This is a genomic window from Gracilibacillus halophilus YIM-C55.5 (assembly GCF_000359605.1).
In the GTDB taxonomy this organism is placed as follows: Bacteria; Bacillota; Bacilli; order Bacillales; family Amphibacillaceae; genus Gracilibacillus; species Gracilibacillus halophilus.
Genome location: NZ_APML01000019.1, coordinates 255,183 through 276,838 on the forward strand (window position 1 = coordinate 255,183; position 21,656 = coordinate 276,838).

18 protein-coding genes are annotated in these 21,656 nt (G+C 37.5%); 9 read left to right on the forward strand and 9 right to left on the reverse strand.

All coding sequences use genetic code 11. From position 1 onward, the window contains the following. Window positions 1-59: 59 nt before the first annotated feature. Window positions 60-266, forward strand: coding sequence for a zinc ribbon domain-containing protein (locus J416_RS05775; protein WP_040512979.1), 207 nt, complete (start codon window positions 60-62; stop codon window positions 264-266). Window positions 267-415: 149 nt separating this feature from the next. Continuing rightward, complete coding sequence (locus tag J416_RS05780; protein WP_276116485.1) at window positions 416-1,975, forward strand: malate:quinone oxidoreductase; 1,560 nt, start codon at window positions 416-418, stop codon at window positions 1,973-1,975. Window positions 1,976-2,160: 185 nt separating this feature from the next. On the opposite strand, the gene J416_RS16675 is transcribed toward J416_RS05780, so the two are convergent. Next, window positions 2,161-2,250 (reverse strand): putative holin-like toxin, encoded by a 90-nt coding sequence (locus J416_RS16675; protein WP_420805427.1) that lies wholly within the window; start codon window positions 2,248-2,250, stop codon window positions 2,161-2,163. A 192-nt stretch (window positions 2,251-2,442) separates the two neighbouring features. Between J416_RS16675 and J416_RS05785 the strand changes: the two genes are divergently transcribed. After that, window positions 2,443-3,129, forward strand: a complete 687-nt coding sequence (locus J416_RS05785; protein ID WP_003466643.1) for an SDR family oxidoreductase — start codon at window positions 2,443-2,445, stop codon at window positions 3,127-3,129. A gap of 244 nt (window positions 3,130-3,373) precedes the next feature. Here J416_RS05785 and J416_RS05790 read toward each other — a convergent pair whose 3' ends face one another. Both J416_RS05790 and J416_RS05795 read right to left on the reverse strand, forming a co-directional pair. Beyond that, entirely contained in the window at window positions 3,374-5,305 is a 1,932-nt protein-coding gene (locus J416_RS05790) for a fructose-bisphosphatase class III (protein ID WP_003466644.1), read from the reverse strand. A 162-nt stretch (window positions 5,306-5,467) separates the two neighbouring features. Continuing rightward, window positions 5,468-5,839, reverse strand: a complete 372-nt coding sequence (locus J416_RS05795) for an iron chaperone (protein WP_040513044.1) — start codon at window positions 5,837-5,839, stop codon at window positions 5,468-5,470. 217 nt (window positions 5,840-6,056) lie between these two features. On the opposite strand from J416_RS05795, the gene J416_RS05800 reads away from it, so the two are divergent. Next, window positions 6,057-7,400, forward strand: coding sequence for an MATE family efflux transporter (locus J416_RS05800; protein WP_003466648.1), 1,344 nt, complete (start codon window positions 6,057-6,059; stop codon window positions 7,398-7,400). A 24-nt stretch (window positions 7,401-7,424) separates the two neighbouring features. Beyond that, a complete protein-coding gene (locus J416_RS05805) occupies window positions 7,425-8,258 on the forward strand; it encodes a MerR family transcriptional regulator (RefSeq protein WP_003466650.1) in 834 nt (277 codons plus the stop codon). A 12-nt stretch (window positions 8,259-8,270) separates the two neighbouring features. Here J416_RS05805 and solA read toward each other — a convergent pair whose 3' ends face one another. After that, the gene (gene solA / locus J416_RS05810) at window positions 8,271-9,398 is read right to left on the reverse strand and encodes an N-methyl-L-tryptophan oxidase (RefSeq protein WP_003466651.1); all 1,128 of its coding nucleotides are present in this window, start codon (window positions 9,396-9,398) and stop codon (window positions 8,271-8,273) included. 44 nt (window positions 9,399-9,442) lie between these two features. After that, window positions 9,443-9,832, reverse strand: a complete 390-nt coding sequence (locus tag J416_RS05815; RefSeq protein ID WP_003466652.1) for a VOC family protein — start codon at window positions 9,830-9,832, stop codon at window positions 9,443-9,445. 170 nt (window positions 9,833-10,002) lie between these two features. Between J416_RS05815 and J416_RS05820 the strand changes: the two genes are divergently transcribed. After that, on the forward strand, window positions 10,003-10,401 hold the full coding sequence (locus J416_RS05820) for a (deoxy)nucleoside triphosphate pyrophosphohydrolase (protein ID WP_003466654.1): 399 nt from the start codon (window positions 10,003-10,005) through the stop codon (window positions 10,399-10,401). 23 nt (window positions 10,402-10,424) lie between these two features. Here the strand turns inward: J416_RS05820 and J416_RS05825 are convergent, their stop codons facing one another. Together J416_RS05825 and J416_RS16180 are read right to left on the reverse strand one after the other, a co-directional pair. Then, window positions 10,425-13,565 carry a DEAD/DEAH box helicase gene (locus J416_RS05825; protein WP_003466656.1) on the reverse strand — a complete coding sequence of 1,047 codons (3,141 nt, stop codon included), beginning with the start codon at window positions 13,563-13,565 and terminating at the stop codon, window positions 10,425-10,427. Between the two features lie 346 nt (window positions 13,566-13,911). Next, window positions 13,912-14,007 (reverse strand): putative holin-like toxin, encoded by a 96-nt coding sequence (locus J416_RS16180; RefSeq protein WP_003466658.1) that lies wholly within the window; start codon window positions 14,005-14,007, stop codon window positions 13,912-13,914. Window positions 14,008-14,472: 465 nt separating this feature from the next. Between J416_RS16180 and J416_RS05830 the strand changes: the two genes are divergently transcribed. Together J416_RS05830 and J416_RS15705 are read left to right on the forward strand one after the other, a co-directional pair. Further along, window positions 14,473-18,180: a bacterial Ig-like domain-containing protein gene (locus J416_RS05830; protein WP_003466659.1), complete on the forward strand. Its 3,708-nt coding sequence runs from the start codon at window positions 14,473-14,475 to the stop codon at window positions 18,178-18,180. Window positions 18,181-18,281: 101 nt separating this feature from the next. Continuing rightward, entirely contained in the window at window positions 18,282-18,617 is a 336-nt protein-coding gene (locus tag J416_RS15705; protein WP_169331761.1) for an LPXTG cell wall anchor domain-containing protein, read from the forward strand. Between the two features lie 245 nt (window positions 18,618-18,862). Here the strand turns inward: J416_RS15705 and J416_RS05835 are convergent, their stop codons facing one another. Then, window positions 18,863-19,807: a bile acid:sodium symporter family protein gene (locus tag J416_RS05835; RefSeq protein ID WP_003466662.1), complete on the reverse strand. Its 945-nt coding sequence runs from the start codon at window positions 19,805-19,807 to the stop codon at window positions 18,863-18,865. Between the two features lie 146 nt (window positions 19,808-19,953). On the opposite strand from J416_RS05835, the gene J416_RS05840 reads away from it, so the two are divergent. Continuing rightward, complete coding sequence (locus tag J416_RS05840) at window positions 19,954-20,946, forward strand: NAD(P)/FAD-dependent oxidoreductase (RefSeq protein ID WP_003466664.1); 993 nt, start codon at window positions 19,954-19,956, stop codon at window positions 20,944-20,946. Window positions 20,947-21,180: 234 nt separating this feature from the next. On the opposite strand, the gene J416_RS05845 is transcribed toward J416_RS05840, so the two are convergent. Continuing rightward, a complete protein-coding gene (locus tag J416_RS05845) occupies window positions 21,181-21,645 on the reverse strand; it encodes an RDD family protein (RefSeq protein ID WP_003466666.1) in 465 nt (154 codons plus the stop codon). Window positions 21,646-21,656: the final 11 nt, after the last annotated feature.

The following is a 21,656-nucleotide window of genomic DNA, read 5'->3' on the forward strand; positions in this document are numbered from 1 at the left end:
TTTCCATAAATTGTGATCAATGCTATACTTTGATTACATACAAAATGAAAGGATGAATAATGATGTCTCAAGGATGTATTAAATGCGGAGGTACAAATGCTCAAGAAAAAGAAGTTTCAATGACTGGAACTGGCCTTTCCAAAATGTTCGACGTCCAGCATAATCAATTTGTTGTCGTATACTGTGAAAATTGTGGTTACTCGGAATTTTATAATAAAAATTCATCGTCTGGTGCAAATATTCTTGATTTATTTTTTGGTGGATAACTCTTATATTACATCCATATAACAACGATTTTAGCAAGTGGACGTTTTATACATACGTCCACTTTCCTTCTATGTATAATAGTGATAAACTAGTAAAAGGATATTCATAATAAACCTATTTCAAATACTTGATCTACAAAACTACGCTGATAAGAAAGAGGAAGGATAACATGAGCAATAGTCATACGGACACTGACGTCATTTTAATCGGTGCTGGTATTATGAGTGCGACATTAGGTTCATTACTACAAGAATTGGCTCCTGATTGGAACATCAGTGTATTTGAACGCTTGGAAAAGTCGGGAAAAGAAAGTTCGAATGAATGGAATAACGCAGGTACAGGACATTCGGCATTATGTGAGTTAAATTATACGCCAGAACAATCTGACGGAAGTATTGACGTAACAAAAGCCATTAACATCAACGAAAAATTTCAACTTTCGAAACAATTCTGGTCTTATCTTGTTCAGAAAAGAAAGCTAACCAACCCGAATGAATTTATCATGCCGTTACCACACATGAGTTTTGTACAAGGTAAGAACAATGTTGACTTTTTAAGAAAGCGTTTCGAATCTCTTAAGGAAAATCCTTTATTTGAAGGAATGGAGTTCTCAGATGATCCACAAACATTGGAAGAATGGATTCCTGTCATGATGAATCAGCGTGACCAACATGAACCGATCGCCGCGACGAAAATTGACACAGGTACAGATGTAAATTTTGGCGCTTTGACGCGGAAATTGTTTGATCACTTACATCAACAAAACAACGTAGCTATTCATTACAAACACCAAGTTGATGACTTGCAACGTACAAGTGAAGGCAATTGGCGTGTGAAAGTGCGCGATCTTGATAGCGGTAACGTAAAACAACAAACAGCCAAATTCGTATTCATTGGAGCAGGTGGCGGAAGCCTTCATTTGCTACAAAAGTCTGGCATCCCTGAAGGAAAACAGATCGGTGGATTTCCAGTAAGTGGATTATTTATGGTCTGTAAAAATGAAGATGTTGTCGCACAACATGAAGCAAAAGTGTATGGCAAAGCAAAAGTAGGTGCACCACCAATGTCCGTTCCACATTTAGACACAAGATATATTGATCAACAAAAGTCATTGCTGTTCGGACCATTTGCTGGTTTTTCACCGAAGTTTTTAAAGTCTGGTTCTATGCTGGATTTATTATCTTCCGTGAAACCGAACAATCTAACGACGATGTTAGCAGCTGGAGCAAAAAATATGCCACTCACACGGTATTTAATTGGACAAGTCCTCTTATCTAAAGAAAAACGCATGGAAGAATTACGTGAATTTATCCCAGACGCCAGAAGCGAGGATTGGGATATAGTCGTAGCGGGACAACGTGTGCAAGTGATTAAAGATACTGATTCGGGCGGTAAAGGAACACTTCAATTCGGTACAGAAGTCGTGAGCTCAGATGATGGATCGATTTCTGCATTACTGGGGGCATCACCCGGGGCCTCCACTGCCGTTTCAGTTATGTTAGAGGTCATTGAAAAGTGTTTCCCTCAACAACTTGATGAATGGAAACCGAAAATTAAAGAAATCATTCCTTCTTACGGTGAGCATCTTCACCGAAATCCGGAACTATTTGAAGACATTGATCAAACAACTGCTAACACGTTAGGATTGAAACTAGCTTATAAAGAAGCTGAAGAGAAGGACGAAAACCATGCATATAAACAAGCTTAATTTAACTTATATGTAGACGCTGTGCAAATTTCATTCATATGCTATAATGAGAACAAGAAGTGCATATACTAATACCCCACAGCACAATGACTGTGGGGCACGGATAAGCGGTTCCCCCAAAGAGGGATCGGCTATCTATAAGGCGATAGGCCTCCCCCTAATAAATGGTGGGTAAATAGGGAGGTCTATTTCTTATTGATCATCGAAACGATCAATGCGAGCAGTGCAATCAGCATTGTGCCGAAAGAAAACAGCACCATAAAGCTTTCATACATGCTCACGGCATCACCCCCTTTTTCTTCGGGGATTAGCCGACCCTCCCTAAAAGAACATTATCCTTCTTAATTATATCATATCCATTTTCTTACATCGAATGTTAATGCTTTCTCATGTCGATATGTACGTTCACACTTCATCGCCTTATAGCCAAGTTGGATTACTTCACTTCTTTCATGGGACGATTTACAATGGGTAATAGAATTAAAGAAGAAAGGGTGAAGTTTGTGAAAGTATTAGTTGTTGGTGCCAATGGTCAAATTGGTAAACACCTTGTCAAATTCATTCAAGAAGACGAACAGTTAGAAGCAAAAGCAATGATTCGAAAGCAAGAACAAGCCAATTATTTTAACGAATTAGGTGCAGAAGTAGCTGTCGTCGACTTAGAAAGTGATATTCAAGACATAGCAGAAGCTGCAAAGGATGTTGATGCGGTTGTCTTCACAGCTGGATCAGGCCCACATACAGGTAAAGATAAAACGATTATGATCGATTTAGATGGCGCTGTTAAGACAATAGAAGCAGCTAAAAAAGCAAACGTGAAACGATTTGTTATGATTAGTTCTTTTGCAACATCACGAGAAGCCATTCAACAAGCGCCTGAGAATTTTGCGCCATATGTTGCAGCTAAGCATTATGCCGATGAATGGCTTCGTGCAACAGACTTAGACTATACAATTATCCACCCTGGCGCGTTAACTAATGATTCTGGTAAAGATCAAGTTCAAGTCGCAGAACAAGTCGATAGAGGTCAAGTACCACGCGAAGATGTAGCTAGAGTCATTTTAGAAACATTAAAACAAGATGCTACAATTGGAAAAGCTTATCAAGTCGTAGAAGGAAATACATCCGCAAAAGAAGCAATTGACTCTCTCTAAAGTAAATAGGCTACTTGCCGAGAATATGGCAAGTAGCCTTTTCATTTCAAAAAAACAAATCGAGATGAGGTGCTGCGCTATGATGACACTTTTTATCGTTTTGTCGCTCATTTTCTGCCTTCATCACCGCTATGAAGACACTTTTTTCAGCTTCAGCGCTCATTTTCTGCTTTCATCACCGCTATGATGACACTTTTTTCAGCTTCATCGCTCACTTTCTGCCTTCATTCAGCATTTTTGATGGTTAATTCATGTAGCGATAAGCCATGAATCGTTTCAACATATCAATTTGTTCTAATAACTCCTGACCGACATTCGTTTCTCGCACCTTTTGCCGTTTTAATTCTTTATCGACAACGCGTCGAACCGATAATACATCAGCTCCATTCAACAAAACTTCATCTTTTGAGTTAAACTGTTGATGCGCTACAAGTTGCATGCCAAACGAGTTATAAAGCAAGGTATAGCCAGCAATACCTGTTGTCGATTGATAGGGCTTCGAAAATCCACCATCAATCACGATCATTTTACCGTTTGCTTTGATCGGGTTTTCTCCTTCGACTTCTTTCACTGGCGTATGACCGTTAATAATATGACCTTGTTCGGGATCAAGGTCAAACTCTTCTAATAATTCTCGACACACCGCTTCATCTTCTCGTAAGTAATAATATGGATTTTTAGTCTCTTTATGTGCCGATTTATCACGAATAAAATATCGTTCAAATGTTGTCATCGCACGTTTCCCAAAAAGCGATGAATATTCACCAGTCCATAAATACCACACCATATCTGTTGCAAGATCATCGGTTTGATCTAAATGAGTAAACGACTGGCGCAAATAATATTCAAACTGATCTAACAACGCACGCCCTTTATATGTCGCTCCGTCAATTTCCATTTCTTCCACATTGCCTTGTTCATCCATCGGTATACAGCCATGAATTAATAGATTTCCATTATAGCGCAAATATAAACTTCCCTTTTTCATTAAAAATTTCATATGACGTGATAATTTTTCTGAATGTTGAATAGACAATAATAAATTATCGATAACCTCTTGTTCTTCTGATAATAACGTTTCTGGATGATCAGGATCAATGGTGGCAAAGCATGTATGTTCTAACGGATACGTATGTCCATAAACCGTCACTTCGTTATTCTCATAATCTACTTTCTCTAATAATAGTCGTTCATCCATATTAAATTCTGGTCGACGCTTAATGATTGGACTTTCCAGCTTAAACTGAATCATGGCAATTGCTTGATGAATCTTCGTAATTTGCAATGCTTCATATTCATTCAATGGCCTGTTCGGATGTTCTTTAGGTCGAAAAGCTGGGTTGTCATCATAGTATTTTTCAGCTAGGTTTACTAATGGTCGCAGATTAATTCCATACACATCTTCAATGATATCAAGATTATCATAACGTGCGCATATACGGATAATATTAGCTAAGCATGCCTTTGAACCAGCATAAGCTCCGAGCCACAACACATCATGGTTCCCCCACTGAATATCTAGCGAATGATAATTGATTAACGTATCCATAATTTTATCTGGATCTGGTCCACGATCATAAATATCACCTACCACATGAAGATGATCCACCACTAATTGTTGAATCGTATATGACAGTCCTGTAATCAATTTATCCGCTTGCCCCAACATAATCAATTGCTGGACAATTTTTTCATAATATTGCTTTTTGTTTGAGTATTTATCCGATTTATAGAGTAGTTCTTCGATGACGTAGACAAACTGCTCCGGTAATGCTTTGCGCAGTTTGGAACGGGTGTATTTTGAGGAAGCATAAGGAATCAGTTGAATCATGTGATCAATTGTTGTTTCATACCATTGATTTAATTCATGCCGATCATGAAAACGATTTTTAATCAATTTTATTTTTTCTTCAGGATAATAAACCAATGTAGCAAACTCATCAATTTCCTCTTGTGTCATTTGATCTTGGAAAATATCCGTAATTTTCTCTTTTACTTTTCCTGAGCCATTTCGTAGCACATGTTGAAACGCATGATATTCCCCATGCAAGTCGCTAACGAAATGTTCCGTACCCTTCGGTAAGTTAAGAATGGCTTCAAGGTTAATAATCTCTGTCACAACTTTTTCTTCACTATCAAATTTTTCCGCAAGCAGGTCTAAGTATTTTGTATCCAACGTGACTGTGTCCCCTTTCAGTCTTTATCTATGTATAAAATATAACTTATTATAAAAAATAGTGCAACATATTTATAAGGAACAACCAAATAAATGTATATTTTTTATCTGTATATAAAAAAGTCAGAGTAATTTCTCTGACTGTGCATGTTTACATCATATTTATTTGCGCCAAAATGTTGTCACATCTTTTTTATCTTCAATATTGTACTCAATGATCCGTTTTAATAACGCATAATCAACCGACTGCGTCCATTTAATTCGAATCAATTGTTTCGATGCACTATAACCTGCTGCTTGAATCTCCTCTTCAAAATGGAACATCGCTTTTCTCTCCGGAGCAATCGCTAAGTGTGGTTTTGCGATGCTAAAAGCAATAATAAATGTTCCATGATTCATAAACATCGGTTGGTTCCATTTCATAGCTGCTTCTAATTGGGGAAAGGTTTCACGGACCCAGGTTAACACTTTTTCCGTTCGTTCACGTTGCTCCGGCTGTTCAATCGCATGAATAAAATCTGTGAACGGTTCTATATACCTCACTCCTTCGACTTAAATGCCACATATTAAGAGCACAACTTCTTGTTTTCTATTAGAAAATCAGTCGATAGATGAAAAACATGTGACAATTTAATACTTATCATAACATGAAAATGTTAATTTGTACGGTTTCGGTTAACTTTTTCTTGACTATGGAGCCACTCTATACTTTATTATATGTAGTGTTACTATAACTATCGGCGGTGATGAATTGACTTCAGAAAATCGAATGGAAATGGAACATACAATGAAATCATTATTGGCATACGCTGCTCCAACGATTGGCGTCATGGTGTTTGTCTCGATATATACAATGGTAGACGGTATTTTTGTCGCGCGATACGTGAATGAGACCGCATTATCTGCGATTAATATTTTTCTGCCTGTTTTTGCACTCACTTTCGCCATTTCATTAATGCTTGGAACCGGTGGGAATGCCATTATTGCAAAGAAAATGGGTGAAAATAAATATGAGGAAGCAAGAAGCAACTTCACCTTTATTGTAAGCTGCGGAGGCATCATCGGGCTTTTCATTATGGGATTCGGTTTAGTATGGATACGACCATTGGTAGAACTGCTTGGTGCAGGTTCAAATGATCAGTTGTTCGATTATACCATGACATATGCACGAATTATGTTAATCGTGAGTCCACTGCTTATCATCCAGATGATGTTTGAGAATTTTTTCGTCACAGCTGGAAAACCGAAGTTAAGTCTTGTCATCACACTGATCGGCGGAAGCGCGAATATCGTCTTAGATTATCTCTTTATCTATGAATTTCATATGGGGATTGAAGGAGCTGCTATTGCCACTGCCATCGGTATCATCATCCCGGCAACCTTTGGCCCTTTGTACTTTCTCTTTACGAGACAAACAAACCTTTATTTTACGAAACCGAACATCGATTGGATGGTTTTACGAAATAGTTGCTTAAATGGTTCATCTGAAATGATTACAAATCTCTCGTTGTCAGTAGTCACCTTTGCTTTCAATCGATTAATGATCCAATATCTTGGTGTTGAGGGAGTTGCTGCGGTCACAATTATTTTTTATTTAATGATGTTGCTCACACCTATTTACATCGGCTACTCTTCCGGGATTGCTCCAATTATTAGTTATAATTATGGTAGCAACAATAGAAAGCAATTGAAACGCGTATTAACATCTAGCATATGGTTTGTTGGTATCACTTCAATGGCTATCTTTAGCTTGTCCTATATATTCGGACCCTTTCTTATTCGATTTATGGTCAATGAGGCAAGTGGCACTTACGAGATCGCTGTACAAGGGTTGCGAATATTTTGTTTCGGTTTTCTATTTATGGGATTTAATTTATTTTGTTCCATGTTATTTACTGCGTTATCGAATGGCAAAGTTTCAGCTTTTATTTCATTACTGAGAACATTGATATTCGTGTTAGTTGCATTACTCGTCTTACCACGAATCTTAGGTGTCAATGGCATCTGGCTAGCGATTCCATTAGCCGAATTTCTGACGATCATCGTTTGTTACTTATGTTTATATCGATATAGAAATGTATATCATTATTATTAAGTATGAGGAAAGGTGAGAAAACATATGAAGATTAATCCTCACATTCACCTAACAACCGGTCAATTTGCTGAATTAATGAATATCAAAAAAGATACCTTATTTTATTATGACAAAATGAAAATCTTTTCTCCTGAAATTATTGCACCCAATGGATACCGGTACTATTCCATCTATCAAGCGGATGTGTTTAACGTGATTGGCATATTAAAAGAATTAGACATACCATTAAAAAAAATCAAGTCATATCTAGATAACCGATCACCCGAGAAGTTGCTTCATTTGCTTGAACAAGAAGCAGCCGCTCTTACAACAAAAATAAACCGTCTCTACAATATGAGACAGTTCATTCACGATAAAATAAATGTTACAAAAGAAGCTATAGAGTCTTTCACCTCAGAGATTATTATCCAACATAAGGTAGAAGATGAGTACTTACTCACTACGAATACAAAACCATTAACCAATGAAATGAATGTTTATGACTCTATTCAATTACATTACAAATATTTAGAAAAGCATGACCTTATCGGATCTGCTTCGGAAGGGTGGATGATTCTTGCTGAAAATGTCATAAATAAAGATAATCTGAAATATGATTATCTTTATACAAAAGTCCATGATTCCCATTATGCTAATCAAATATTGCCGAAAGGAACCTACTTAGTCGCTTATCACAAGGAAGGATACTCCAATATATCAGAAACATATAACCGTTTCGTACAATATGCTAAAAATAATGGTTTTGTATTAAAAGGTTATTTTTACGAAGATATATTGTTAGATGAGCTTTCGGTCAAAGGTTTTGAACAATATATCATCAAGCTTTCTGTACAAGTGGTTGAATCAAAAAACTATTAGCAAAGTTCACTTTCAAGCAAATCGATCATGTGCAAAAGGGGTTAAATCAATAGATGGTTGTTCCCCTAACGCCAATTTCGCTAACGTTTCACCGATCACACTGCTGAATTTATACCCATGACCAGAAAAACCACAGCCAAATACGACATGCGAATATATCGGATGACGGTCAATAATAAAATCCCCATCTGGTGTATTCGTATATGTACACACTTTTCCAATATGATGGTCACCAATCGAAGAAAAATAATGATGCGCTAAGTAAGACACATCTTGTTCATCTTCTGTATATCTACCGAACGGTTCAATCGGTTGATGAACATCACGTGTCACCCCGCTATCATGTCGACCGATTTTCACACCAGCTCCGTCCACACTTGGAAATCCATAATAAGTCGCGTTGTCTAACACGAAACTGAATGCTGGAAAACGATCTTCTGCATACAGATTTTCATCCCCATGGAACCACGAAAACGTCTTGCGGACCGTTTCAAGAGGAAGATCTAAACCAATAGAGGAAAGCATCTCCTTAGCATATAATCCAGGTGTTGCGATTAATGTACGCCCAGTATAGCTATGGCGGTCTGTCGTAATCTTCACTTGATTCTCGCTCAAATCAATTTCATTCACAGGCTCATTCATTTTCAAGATAGCCCCATGCTGAACTGCTTGTTCTCGATAGGCACGAATAATATTTTCACTCATGAGTACGCCTGAATTCACTTCATAACAGCCAATATAGCCTTCAGGAATGGAAAAACCTTTCCACTTCGCATGTATGTCTTGTGGAGATAACCTTTCAACATCTAATTGATAGCGTTCTTTACTACTTAAGACATTTTGAATAAAATCGGAATCTTCTTTACCGATATTAATCACACCAGTTGGTTTGAAAATTGTTCGAGTGGTTTCTGCTTGTAACTCCTCCCACAATGCTTGAGACTGCAAAGCCATCTCAACATAACTTTCACCTTCTCCATAAGCGTGTCGAATAATACGCGTTTCTCCGTGATGAGAACCGTCACTATGCGGTGGATCACCTGCATCAACTAATAAAACTTGTTTCCCTCTCTTTGCTAAATAATAACCTGCTGCCATTCCCATTGAGCCAGCTCCCACAATGATCGCATCATATAGCATAATAACACCTCTTTGTTGGTTTAAGTTGTCTTTTATTTTGAAATTTACGATGTTTGTTCTACGATTTGTATCAAATTACCACATGTATCGTCAAAGACTGCGATTGTCACACCATCCATATCAGTTGGTTTCATAGTAAACACCACACCATTATCCGTTAATCGTTCATACTCTGCTTGAATATCTTCTACACCAAACATTGTAGCCGGGATACCGTCCTCAAAAATCCTCTGTTGGTACTCTTTCGCTGCAGGATGTTGATTAGGTTCAAGTAGAAGTTCAGTCCCATTTTGCTCATTGGAAGATACAAGAGTTAACCATTTGAATTCTCCGACTGGTATATCTTGTTTCTTCAAAAATCCCAGTTTCTCCGTATAAAACGCAAGTGCCCTATTTTGATCTTCTACAAAAATACTGTTTACAATGATCTCCATTTGCTTCTACCTCCATTGAACGATATCGTTTGTCTCAATTCGCAAGTTCATTTCATTATAGCATAATTACAATCAGCACTCATTCTAAGAAGCGATTACGAAACAATTAGCTTGATCGATTAACACCATGCTATCATAATAGTATCGACTCATAATGATGGAGGATATTTATGAAAAAAACGGTTAAAGTTGTTGCAGGAGTTATCGAAAATGAGAAATCTGAAATTTTATGCGCTTTACGATCTCATACGATGTCAATTCCAAACACATGGGAATTTCCAGGGGGAAAAGTAGAACAAGATGAAAATGAACAAGAAGCGCTTGAGCGAGAAATCTATGAAGAACTAAATTGTACAATTAAAGCTGGGGCAACCATTCATAATGATACACATGAATATGAAAAATTTATTATCAACTTAATCATCATGGATGCGACATTGATAAAAGGAACACCTGTAGCAAAAGAACATGCTAAAGTCATCTGGTTACCAATAGATCACTTAAATGCTATCAAATGGGCACCCGCTGATATACCTGCGGTCGAAAAAATAATGAAGCAAAACGAATAGCATCGCCTAAGCGAAGACGATGCTTATAAAATATGCTTATTCGCTTTTACAATAAGTTTTGATGGAATTTTCTCTCTCAATCTCCATACAAAATTAATTGGATTATTCCCTGAATGTCTAACATAATCTGCAGTCCCTAAGCAAGTAAAAGGCGCAGCGTACCCATTTTCTTGCTTATATTCCCGCACGAATAACATAATTTGATGACCATGTTCACTATGGTGAATATAGCGCTGAGCTGTTTTCGTTTTTTCAGATGTCTTACTTTGGGATTGCCAATGAAACAATTGTTCATTCATAGCGTAATCTTGATACATCGTTGTTGGTGAAAAGTCTTTTTCTGACTTATTTAATGTAACAAAGAAAATATCAATATTCTTATCCGGCAAGTGTTTCACTCCTTCTTGCACTTGCGGACGCTTTTCTTCATTATAATGACCGAAGGCTGCTAATATTTGATCCATTGAATAAGTAGCGTGCACCCGTAACGGTGTCGTGAACGATAAATCATGACTTTTCTCTATTAAATCTAGCTGTTGATAGTTATACATGAAAATTTGACGGATTTCTTCCTTCATTTCAACATTATTGAGAACGTGTTCAACCCCTTCTCTAGTTGAAGCAAAGCCTATCTGCTTAGGACTCGCTCGGTACAACGTATAATATAGTACATTGATCATTAAACGTTCTTCCTCTGTTCGAACATCACCATTCTCTAAAAACCGCAAGTAAAAGCCTAACAGATGCTCCGAATCAAGATGAAGTAAATAAGGTAACCGCTTCGTTATTTCTTTTTCCTGATCGAATTGAAAATCATCGTATAGCCCTGATTCTACGAATAATCGGTAAAAGGAGCGATCGCCACTGCGACCATAGAATTCATATGAACTCATTTGATAGAAAGTTAAGAAATTTAGTAATGTTAATGGTTGATCGGTGTCATTTTTAAACTTTTTCAACTTCAGAATGAGATTATTTCGTGAATTACTTACTCGTTTAATATTTCTTAGCACATATTCCTTGGCTTGTTTTTCTAATTGAATAAAACTACCACGTGGTAAATTCGAAAAGCCATTCTCTACATAGTGCTTAATCGCATGACGGGATCTCCCAATTAATGCACGGAATTTATCTTCAAACGGATAGTCTTTATGAGCTTGTCCGATAAAATCGAGTACAGTTAAACATTCTTTATCATCATGTAACCGAAGACCACGCCCCAATTGTTGCAAAAATACGGTCAAACTTTCCGTTGGTCGCAAAAATAAAATGGTGTTGACCTCAGGAATATCGACACCTTCATTGTATAAATCAACAACAAAAATAAATTTGACCTCACCTTGTTGCAAGCGATATTTTGCATGATCTCGCGTTTCTTTGTCTGACTGCCCATCCAACGCAATGGCCGGGATACGATATGTATTGAATTGGTCGGCCATATATCTAGCATGTTCTACACTCACACAAAATCCTAAACCTTTTACGGTATCTATGTCCGTTACATACTTATATACACTTCGAACAATTTGTTGGACTCGCTTTGTATTATGAGTATAGACATTCTCCAATTCCCTCGTATCATAACCTTTTCGCGTAAATTTCACTTTCGATAAATCGACTGTATCAGTAATGCCGAAATATTGAAACGGACTTAACAGTTTTCGATCAATCGCTTCAGTTAAACGAATTTCTGCTGCTGTATGCCCATCAAAATACTCAATGACACTTTTACCATCCATTCGCTCTGGGGTTGCCGTTAAACCTAACAATACTTTAGGAGAATAATAATCTAACAATTTTTGGTAAGATGCTGCCGCAGCATGATGAAATTCATCAATGACGATATAATCATAGAACTCCTTTGTCGTATGCTGAAATAACGCCTTACTATTCAAGCTATCAATTGTCACAAATAAATGATCAATCGATACGGGATTTTTACCAGAAAATAATAATTCACCAAAATTGAAATCTTTTAAAACATGGCGGTAAGTTTCTAAAGCTTGCTGTAAAATTTCTTTACGATGCGCCACAAACAACAATCGGGATGGCCTACCATTCTTCTTGGCAAATTGCTTATAATCAAATGCTGAGATCACCGTCTTCCCTACCCCAGTTGCAGCAACGATTAAGTTTTTATAGCGATTGTGCACTTCACGCTCTGCTTGCAATTTATCAAGTACTTCCTTTTGATATGGAAATGGTCGTAATTCAAAAGTAGTGTGGTTATCTTCCACTTGATACGTCTGCAATGACTCCCTTAACATTTTATGATCTTCATGTTTTGACGGATCAAAGAGTACAAATTCATCATCATTCCAATACGAATCAAATGTAACGTCTACTTTTTTCATAACATCAAATGATTCTTTTTCGGTAATTTTTAAATTCCATTCTAAACCCGACGTTAATGCGGGATTAGATAAATTGGATGAACCAATATAAGCCGTACTAAAGTTCGTATCACGTGTAAAGATATAGGCTTTTGCATGAAGTCGAGTTACCTTCACATTATAAGATAACTTAATCGTTGTATTCTGTAACTTACTCAGTTCATCAATTGCCTTATAGTCCGTTGCCCCCATGTATGAAGTAGAAATAATTTGAAGTTCCCCGCCTCGATCAGTGAATTGTTGTAATTCGTCAAAAATAATCCGCAACCCACTCCATTTTATAAAGGAAACAAGCATCTGAATTTTATCCGCACTTACAATTTCCTTCTTTAATTCATTCACCATGTTAGGTTCGCTTTTTGAACCAGTGAACAAAGAGGTTTCTGATAAAGGGGTAATCGGGCGAATCGGTTCATCTGTTTGATGTAAACTACTAGCTGTGTTTATTTTTTCATACAAAGAAGTGAGGACTTCTCCTTCTTCACGAATCTGCAGGGATTGAAGCGCTTCTTCATCCAATCTTTGACCAAGATGTTGAATGATATCATTGCAAAGTTTGATCTGTTGGACGAGAGATTCATTTTTCTTTTCCTCTCGAAGCATAGTTAGTGCTTTTCGAGTCACTTCCGTAATATAGTTTGCTAGTTTCTTGCTTGCCTCTTCTACATCTAGACTTTCTTTATGAATAGCATATTGATCTTTATCTAATAACGATAGTGCTTCTTGAATTTCTTTATTTATCACCTGTTCATATAGTCCTTGATGGAGCATGGTTTCACCTCATTTTCAAACACTGTAAACAATTTTATATGTAGACGAAGCTTGTCTATTATTTCCATTGTAGCAGCATTTAAATTGGGAGTCGACGTTTTCATACAGATCCCGTACACCTGATAACCCATTCATTCTTTGATTCAAATACTTCTTCTTCTCTACAAAACACTCACGTAAACATTCACAAGTCATTCAAGATTGTGTTATACTAAAGATAAGAAATACATATAATATAACCCGTAGCGGTCACTACGGATTATGGATAAGCGGTCCCCCCTAGAGGGATCGGCTATCAAAATGCTGATAGACCTCTCCTACTCACTTTGACGGTTAATAGGGAGGTCTATTTCCTATTGATCAACGAAACGATCAATGCGAGTAATGCAATCAAAAAAGTGCCAAATGAAAATAGCACCATAAAACTTTGATATATACTCATAGGCATCACCCCCTTCCTTTTGGGGATTAGCCGACCATACCGTAATAGAACATTATCCTCTTCAATTATAACATAACAAAAACGAACAAGTATTCTCGTAGTAATTAAATCTCCAATGAAAGATAAAGTCATAGACGAATGCAATCATTGACTTTCTTTATGTATCCGTTTACAATTATTAATGAACACTTTTCCCTCAACAAGAATATTCCTTATTATTTTTTCTTGAAGTAACAACGTTGTTATAACCTCATTGTTTTACCTACCTTTGATTCACACCATTTATGAACTGTACTGAAAAAATGCAACAAGTCAAACACTTAAAGAGTCGGTTTTATTGCGTCCTACACGTTAGTTAACACGTTGTCAATTTTAACAACGTTGTTATCTATACACATATTTTAAAGAAAGGAGGTTTGTTGTTTACGTTAATTGAAACTACGCCATTCAAAAGGAGGAACAATATTGAAAACATATCAACGTATGTTAGCTATCATCAGTATTTTTGTTTTATTGTTAGCCAATCTACAGTTCACAACAGTTTCAGCCAATAGTAATGCTGAAGAAAATAATGATGATCAACAAAGCATTCGCAACTTAGATTTCAGCGTATTTGGTTCAAACACAGGAGATGAGAAAAACCCTGATCCTACCTTCCATTCCAATGATTCCGTCACAATTGAAGCAAATGGTGGAAAAATTTCAAGTTCAGTTGATGGAATTTCATACTTACACAAAGCATTGCCGACCGATGCAAACTTTGAAATAACAACAAAAGCAACAGTTGAAGATTTTGACCAAAGCGATAGTCAAGTTTCTTTCGGATTAATGTTACGCGACGAAATTGGTCAACATCGTGATTCAAGTGGCCATGAATCATCATATGTGTCTGTTGGCGCACTCGATCAAGAGATGAAGGGATTTTACAAAGAAGATAGCCGACAAAAACTTGATCCATATTCAAATAATAGCGTGCCTGCTGGTGGCGAGGTGTACAATCTCTCGATTAAAAAGTCTGGAGATACGTATGTTGTTACCTCTAATGGTGATAGTGAGACAATCAATGCCGAAAATTTATTTACAGATGAAGTATACGCAGGGATTTTTGTTGCGAGAGGGGCTACAGTTACCTTCAGCGATTTTTCTATTCATGTTTCAAAAAACGTAAGCGATCTTTCGGTTGACGCGAGTAACATGGAAAAATCAGAATATTTAATTGGCGAAGAATTAGATCTATCTGGTTTGAATGTAACTGCTACCTACGAAGATGGATCAACAGACTCACTTAGCTCTTCTGACTATATCGTTACTGGTTTTGACAGTAGTAAAGCGGGAACAAACACATTGACGATTCATTATAACGGTATCACGACGACATTTGATGTAGATATTGTTCCATTAACTGTTACCGATCTACAAGTCAAATATTATCCAGCAAAAACAAGCTATTACAAAGACGAAGCATTTGATCCCCAAGGATTAGTCATTACCGCCGAATATAATAATGGCTATCAAACGAGGGAACTTTCAGACGATTTATATCAGTTATCAATTGCTGGTGAAATTTTAAACGAAGATCATATTTTTGAAAGAGCAGGAACCAAGACAGTAACCGTAACATCAACCGAAACACCTGAAAAAACAACTACTTTCAACGTTAACGTAAACGACGCGCATATTACAGGTCTTGATATTCGTCAAGAACCTACGAAACAAACTTACTTTCTAGAGGATGAACTCGATTTATCTGGTATCAGTGTTTATGCAACCTACAGTGATTCAAATGATGTACGGTTAGCATCAGACGATTATGATGTATCGGGATTTGATTCAACGACAACCGGCGAACAAGACATCAAAGTCACGTATAAAGGTGAGATAGCCACTTTTACCATTAATGTGAAAGAGAGGGAACTTCAAAACTTAGAGGTCACCAACTATCCACAAACTACTTTTTCTACTGGTGAAGCTTTTAGTTATGATAATCTTAAGGTTTCAAAAGTTTTTGACAACGGTGAAAAGGAATTACTGAACGAATCAGCATATATAGTAGATGCATCTGAATTTGATCCAACAACACCAGGTATTTACGACATTACAATTCAACCGAACGATTTGGACGTCTCCCCTATTACTTATTCAGTTACCGTTAGAGAAGAAATAAACTATGAATGGAACGAAATACGATTCGGCCAGTCTACATCACATGATGATAACACCATTACATTCTCAGATAATGCAGAAACAGTCAAAATTGCAGCGAAAGACGGGGCTGGTAAAATTACTGGTGATCACGATGGAATTACCTACTATTACACAGAAATTGATGCGGAAAAAGATAATTTCGTTTTATCTGCTGATATACAGGTGATAGAATATGCCAAATCACCACATGACGGGCAAGAATCCTTTGGCATCATGGCAAGAGATGCGATCGGTACAGATGGGGACTCATCTGTTTTCGCTTCAAATATCGCAGCTATCGGTGGATATAGCGGTGGAACCAAAGATGATAACGGCACGCAATTATTTGTTCGGACTGGCGTTCAATCTTCCGATGGTGAAGGTAGTCAAGGCATTCAAAAGAAAATGCTACAAAACGAAAAGCCAACTGCTGAAAATACTGTCGAAAACTATCGCCTAACCCTAGCGAAAACGAATAGTGGTTTCACTGGACAATTAAATGACGGCGAAGAAAAAATCATTTTTGAACCAGAAATCCTTAATGTACAAAATGACAAGTTATATGTAGGTTTTTACACTGCTCGTGTAGCTACGATTGAAGTTAGTAATGTTGATTTTAGCGTTAGCGCAGCTGAAACAGATGCACCAAAAGTCACGCCGCCAGAAGAGCCTGTGTCACCTTCTTTTGATATTTTATCATTAGATAAGACATCAGATACTGATTATCGTTTACTAGCGGAAGCAAATGTTGATGGCACACTTACTGTGAAGAAAGGACAAGAAATCATTGCAGAAGATGATGTCATTCAAGCAGGAGAAACATATCAAATTTCAACAACAATAGAAAAAGAACAGGATACAAATTTTAGTCTTGTGTTCCTCCCAGATGACACACAATCGCTCACAGATAATAGCCAAATCGTGCGTAACTTTACCGTAACCCATCAAACGTATGCAGCTGATGATGGAAATATCTATGTTTCTCCTGATGGAACCAGCCATGGTGATGGATCTAAGGATAATCCACTTGATCTAGATACAGCCATTGAATTTGTGAAAAAGGGGCAAACTATTATTGTCCAAGAAGGAAAGTATCTTCGAAGCTCGCCACTACGCATTAAAAAATATAATGATGGGACAGAAGATGCGATGAAATATTTAATGGCTGATCCAAATGCTGAAACGAGACCTCTGATTGACTTTGATAAACAGTCAGAAGGTGTCATCCATAGTGGGAATTACTGGCATGTGAAAGGCATTGATTTTGCTCGATCAGCAGGCAACACAAAAGGTTATACAATTGGCGGCGATCATAATATTGTTGAAAACATTGCCGCATACGAACATGGTGATACAGGTATTCAGATTAGCCGTACCGACAATGCAGATCAGATCGAGGATTGGCCATCCTACAATTTGGTTTTAAATAGCATCTCTTTCGATAACCGTGACCCGTCTGAGAACAACGCAGATGGTTTTGCTGCAAAATTAACTACCGGAGTTGGCAACGTCTTTAGGGGTACAGTAGCACACAATAACATTGATGACGGTTGGGATCTATATACAAAAGTTGGTTCTGGTGCGATTGGTGCCGTTACAATTGAAAATAGTATCGCCTATCAAAATGGATTTTTAACAGATGGGACAGAAGGTTCTGGCGATAAAAATGGTTTCAAACTTGGCGGTGAAGGCATTCATGTACCACATGTCATCAAAAATAGTGTCGCTTTTGAAAATGGTGCCGTTGGATTCACGAGCAATAGCAACCCCGGAATCATTGCAGAAAACAACTACAGTTTTGATAACGCTGGAGGTAACTTAAGTTTCACCACTTATAATACAATTGAAGAAGATTTTTCAATCGACGGTTTTGTATCATTTCATACTGATGAAAGCGAACAACAAGATGAATATCCATCTCGATTAAAGGCAAGTCATAACTTTATGTATGATGCTCAAACACCGCCAACCAATCGGGTGATTCATTAAACAGCGAATTGATTGAAACATTGACCGCGATTACTAATGTTGAAAGAGACGAAGCAGGTCATATCCTATGGGGTAACATTTGGGATACATTCAATGCATTTATGGCTCAGTATGAAACGACCGAACCAGATGACGATGATAATGATCATTCACCCCCGGAAGAAGATGAAGACGAAAATGACACCACCGATCAGGACAAATCAGAAAATAATGATAGCAACAACGAACAAAATGAGGACAATCAATCAAACGATCATCAACCCGATGCTGATACAAATGAAGAATCCACAAAAGATGAATCAGAACGTCATAACGAGGATAATGAAGAGCTTCCTGACACAGCGACGAATACATTTAATTGGCTTATCCTAGGTTTGTTCGTCCTATTCATAGGTGCTGGATTATTTTTCATCAATCGGAAGAAAAGCAAAGAATAATGTTAATCGAGGGATGTCTGTATATGGCATCCCTTTTTAATCGTTTTAAGAAAGTTGAGAATAAACTGCTCGAAGTTGAGAATAAAAGTACCAAAGTCGAGAATAAATTCCCATAACTTGAGAATAAAAGCACCAAAGTTGAGAATAAATATCTGAAACTTGAGAATAAACCTCCAAAAGTCGAGAATAAAAGAGATCAGATCTTATCGCCAAAAACTGGCGTAAGCATCTGATCTCTTTTTCTATCATGACTGATTTTCTTGTTTTTCTTGCAGTTTACGATAAATTGTTGCGATGATTGGACCTGAAATATTGTGCCAAACGCTAAATATCGCACTTGGCACAGCTGCTAAAGCACTAAAATGATCAGTGGCAAGTGATGCGCCAAGTCCTGAGTTTTGCATACCGACTTCGATCGATACTGCTTTTTGTTGCTTTGGTTGCATTTTCATAAGTTTCCCTAATCCAATACCTACGAGATAACCTAAACCATTATGAAGTACAACGATTAAGAAAATGAATAATCCAGTCTCTGCAATTTGTTCTTGATTGACGCTGACAACCGCTGCAACAATAGCGACAATTCCGATAACAGAAACTAACGGAATCGCCTTTCTTCCTGCTTCTACCTTATCTTTCAACAATGCTTGAACAAGTAGTCCTAATAAAATTGGAAGTAATACGATTTGTACAATGGAAACGAATAATGAACTTGCAGATACTTCAATCCATTGACTCGCAAATAAGTAAATAAGTGCTGGTGTCACAAACGGTGCTAAAACGGTAGATACTGCTGTGATCGAAACGGATAATGCTGTATCACCTTTTGATAAATACGTCATGACATTGGAAGAAGTTCCACCTGGACAACAACCAACGAGGATAACGCCAACCGCTACCTCAGTAGAAACAGGCAAAATGGTTACTAATGCAAACGCTAGTAATGGCATAATTAAGAACTGACCGACTACACCAATCGCTACTTCTTTTGGTCGTTTGAATGCCTCTTTGAAATCACTTGCCGATAACGTTAGCCCCATACCAAACATAATGATACCTAATAGCGGGGTAATATAGTCTGCTATCCATGTAAAACCTGAAGGTATAAGGAATGATAAGACCGCAAATAGCAAAACCCAAATGGCAAAGGTACTTCCTACAAAACTACTAACTCTTTCTAATCCTTTCATGATATCACCCTTTCTATATAAAGCATATTCACAGATTATAAACTATTTTCAGAATCATTTAAATAATTTTAAACTTTTTTCTTAGCTAAAATTTTAATTTCGTTTCATCCTTCAATTACGCTATAATAAGATATCGGAGGGATTACATGAAAACTTTTACGATCATTGGCGGAGGTGTCGCAGGAGCTTCCATTGCCTATCACTTAGCAGAATTCGGACACTCCGTTACGATATATGACCGTTTTGATGAAGGACAAGCGACAACTGCATCTGCCGGGATCATTTGTCCGTGGGTGAGTCAACGTCGCAACAAAAAATGGTATCGCCTCGTACAAGAAGGTGCGCGTTACTATCCTGAATTTATCGATGAACTAGAAAATCTTACAGAACAAACAACGGGATATAAACGAAATGGTGCGATTAACCTATTTAAAGATGAGCGCATTCAACAGTTAGCCTATGAACGTATTGCTGCTAAACAGGATGATTCACCAGAAATGGGTGATGTGCGAAAAATGACTAAGGATGAAGTCAAACAAATGCATCCGCATCTGACAACCGCTTATCCAGCAGTCTTTGTTGAAGGTGGCGGTCAAATCAACGGCCATGATTTACTTAACGCTTTGAAAGTAGGTATTCAAATGCATGGCGGGAAGTGGATACAACAGGATGTCCATCCAGAGCATTGCGAAGGCACTGTCATTTATACAGCTGGTGCTTGGGCGACTGAAATCGATCAAGAGCCGGCTGTCCGCCATCAACGCGCGGAACTCCTACACTTATCACTTGATGAAACAAGTACACATCCTAACGTACCTATTGTTATGGGCTTAGGACCGATGTATATCGTAGAAACGGGAAGCAATCAATATGCGATTGGGACTACACATGAAGACACAACGGATTTTTCGACGACACCGTCAGAAGAAAATCAGCAATACTTACACACCGAAGCAGAGCGGTATTTTCCAGATAGTCACGTGCAAGATCAATCCATTGCCGTCGGATTACGCCCGTTTACAAGAGACAACTTACCGTTTATCGGTTTTGTGCAAGAGAATATTTTCGCAGTTAATGGATTGGGATCAACAGGGTTAACGGTAGGACCTGTCATTGGGAGGGAAGTAGCAGCTATTTAACCGGAAAGAAAACCGTATTACAACTAGACGATTATGGGTATGTATAAATAAAAGAGAAATTATCGGGAAATCTTCCAGATGATTTATGAATTTTCCCGGTAATTTACGGAATACTAGGAAATCGCTTCGATCAATTAAAACTTTTCCTGCTAATATAAAAATTACTGGGAAATGTAAGCTTTGCAAAGCCTTTCTTTCCCAGTAATACATTACATCGAAGCTTCCCTCTTCCGTTTACCGCTCATAAATTACACGTGTATCACTAAACAGGTCATGAATGCCTTGTTTTTCTGTAGTAAAAGCGACACAGGCGTACAGTATAAACAGAAATCCAAAAACACGATGAATAAATCTTCCAACCAATTCACGAATGAGTAAATCACTCCATCGTAACGGCTTTGTATCATGGCGAATCACTTTTAATCCAAAGATCATCTTCCCTAAGGTTTGTTGGAAAAACTTCGTCATCAATAAGAAATACAGATAGAAGATGACAGAACCAATAATCCCGGTAACCGTCCAAAAACCAACATCCATACTAAAGCCATCTTCGATAAATTTAAATGGAATGAGCAAAATACCACTTACGCTCGATACGATGATTAAATCAACAAGGTACGCCCAAAATCGCATCCAAAAACCAGCATATCGAATTTCATTGACATTTGTTGTCGCATAATCCGCATGTTCTTCCATCATACTGACACCTC

What these genes read in the sequence shown, in the direction of transcription:
- J416_RS05775 (WP_040512979.1), top strand. Translation starts at nt 60, where the DNA reads ATGATGTCTCAAGGATGTATTAAATGCGGAGGTACAAATGCTCAAGAA.
- J416_RS16675 (WP_420805427.1), bottom strand. Translation starts at nt 2,250, where the DNA reads ATGTATGAAAGCTTTATGGTGCTGTTTTCTTTCGGCACAATGCTGATT.
- J416_RS05785 (WP_003466643.1), top strand. Translation starts at nt 2,443, where the DNA reads ATGGGTAATAGAATTAAAGAAGAAAGGGTGAAGTTTGTGAAAGTATTA.
- J416_RS05805 (WP_003466650.1), top strand. Translation starts at nt 7,425, where the DNA reads ATGAAGATTAATCCTCACATTCACCTAACAACCGGTCAATTTGCTGAA.
- solA (WP_003466651.1), bottom strand. Translation starts at nt 9,398, where the DNA reads ATGCTATATGATGCGATCATTGTGGGAGCTGGCTCAATGGGAATGGCA.
- J416_RS05815 (WP_003466652.1), bottom strand. Translation starts at nt 9,832, where the DNA reads ATGGAGATCATTGTAAACAGTATTTTTGTAGAAGATCAAAATAGGGCA.
- J416_RS05820 (WP_003466654.1), top strand. Translation starts at nt 10,003, where the DNA reads ATGAAAAAAACGGTTAAAGTTGTTGCAGGAGTTATCGAAAATGAGAAA.
- J416_RS05825 (WP_003466656.1), bottom strand. Translation starts at nt 13,565, where the DNA reads ATGCTCCATCAAGGACTATATGAACAGGTGATAAATAAAGAAATTCAA.
- J416_RS16180 (WP_003466658.1), bottom strand. Translation starts at nt 14,007, where the DNA reads ATGAGTATATATCAAAGTTTTATGGTGCTATTTTCATTTGGCACTTTT.
- J416_RS15705 (WP_169331761.1), top strand. Translation starts at nt 18,282, where the DNA reads ATGGCTCAGTATGAAACGACCGAACCAGATGACGATGATAATGATCAT.
- J416_RS05835 (WP_003466662.1), bottom strand. Translation starts at nt 19,807, where the DNA reads ATGAAAGGATTAGAAAGAGTTAGTAGTTTTGTAGGAAGTACCTTTGCC.
- J416_RS05840 (WP_003466664.1), top strand. Translation starts at nt 19,954, where the DNA reads ATGAAAACTTTTACGATCATTGGCGGAGGTGTCGCAGGAGCTTCCATT.
- J416_RS05845 (WP_003466666.1), bottom strand. Translation starts at nt 21,645, where the DNA reads ATGATGGAAGAACATGCGGATTATGCGACAACAAATGTCAATGAAATT.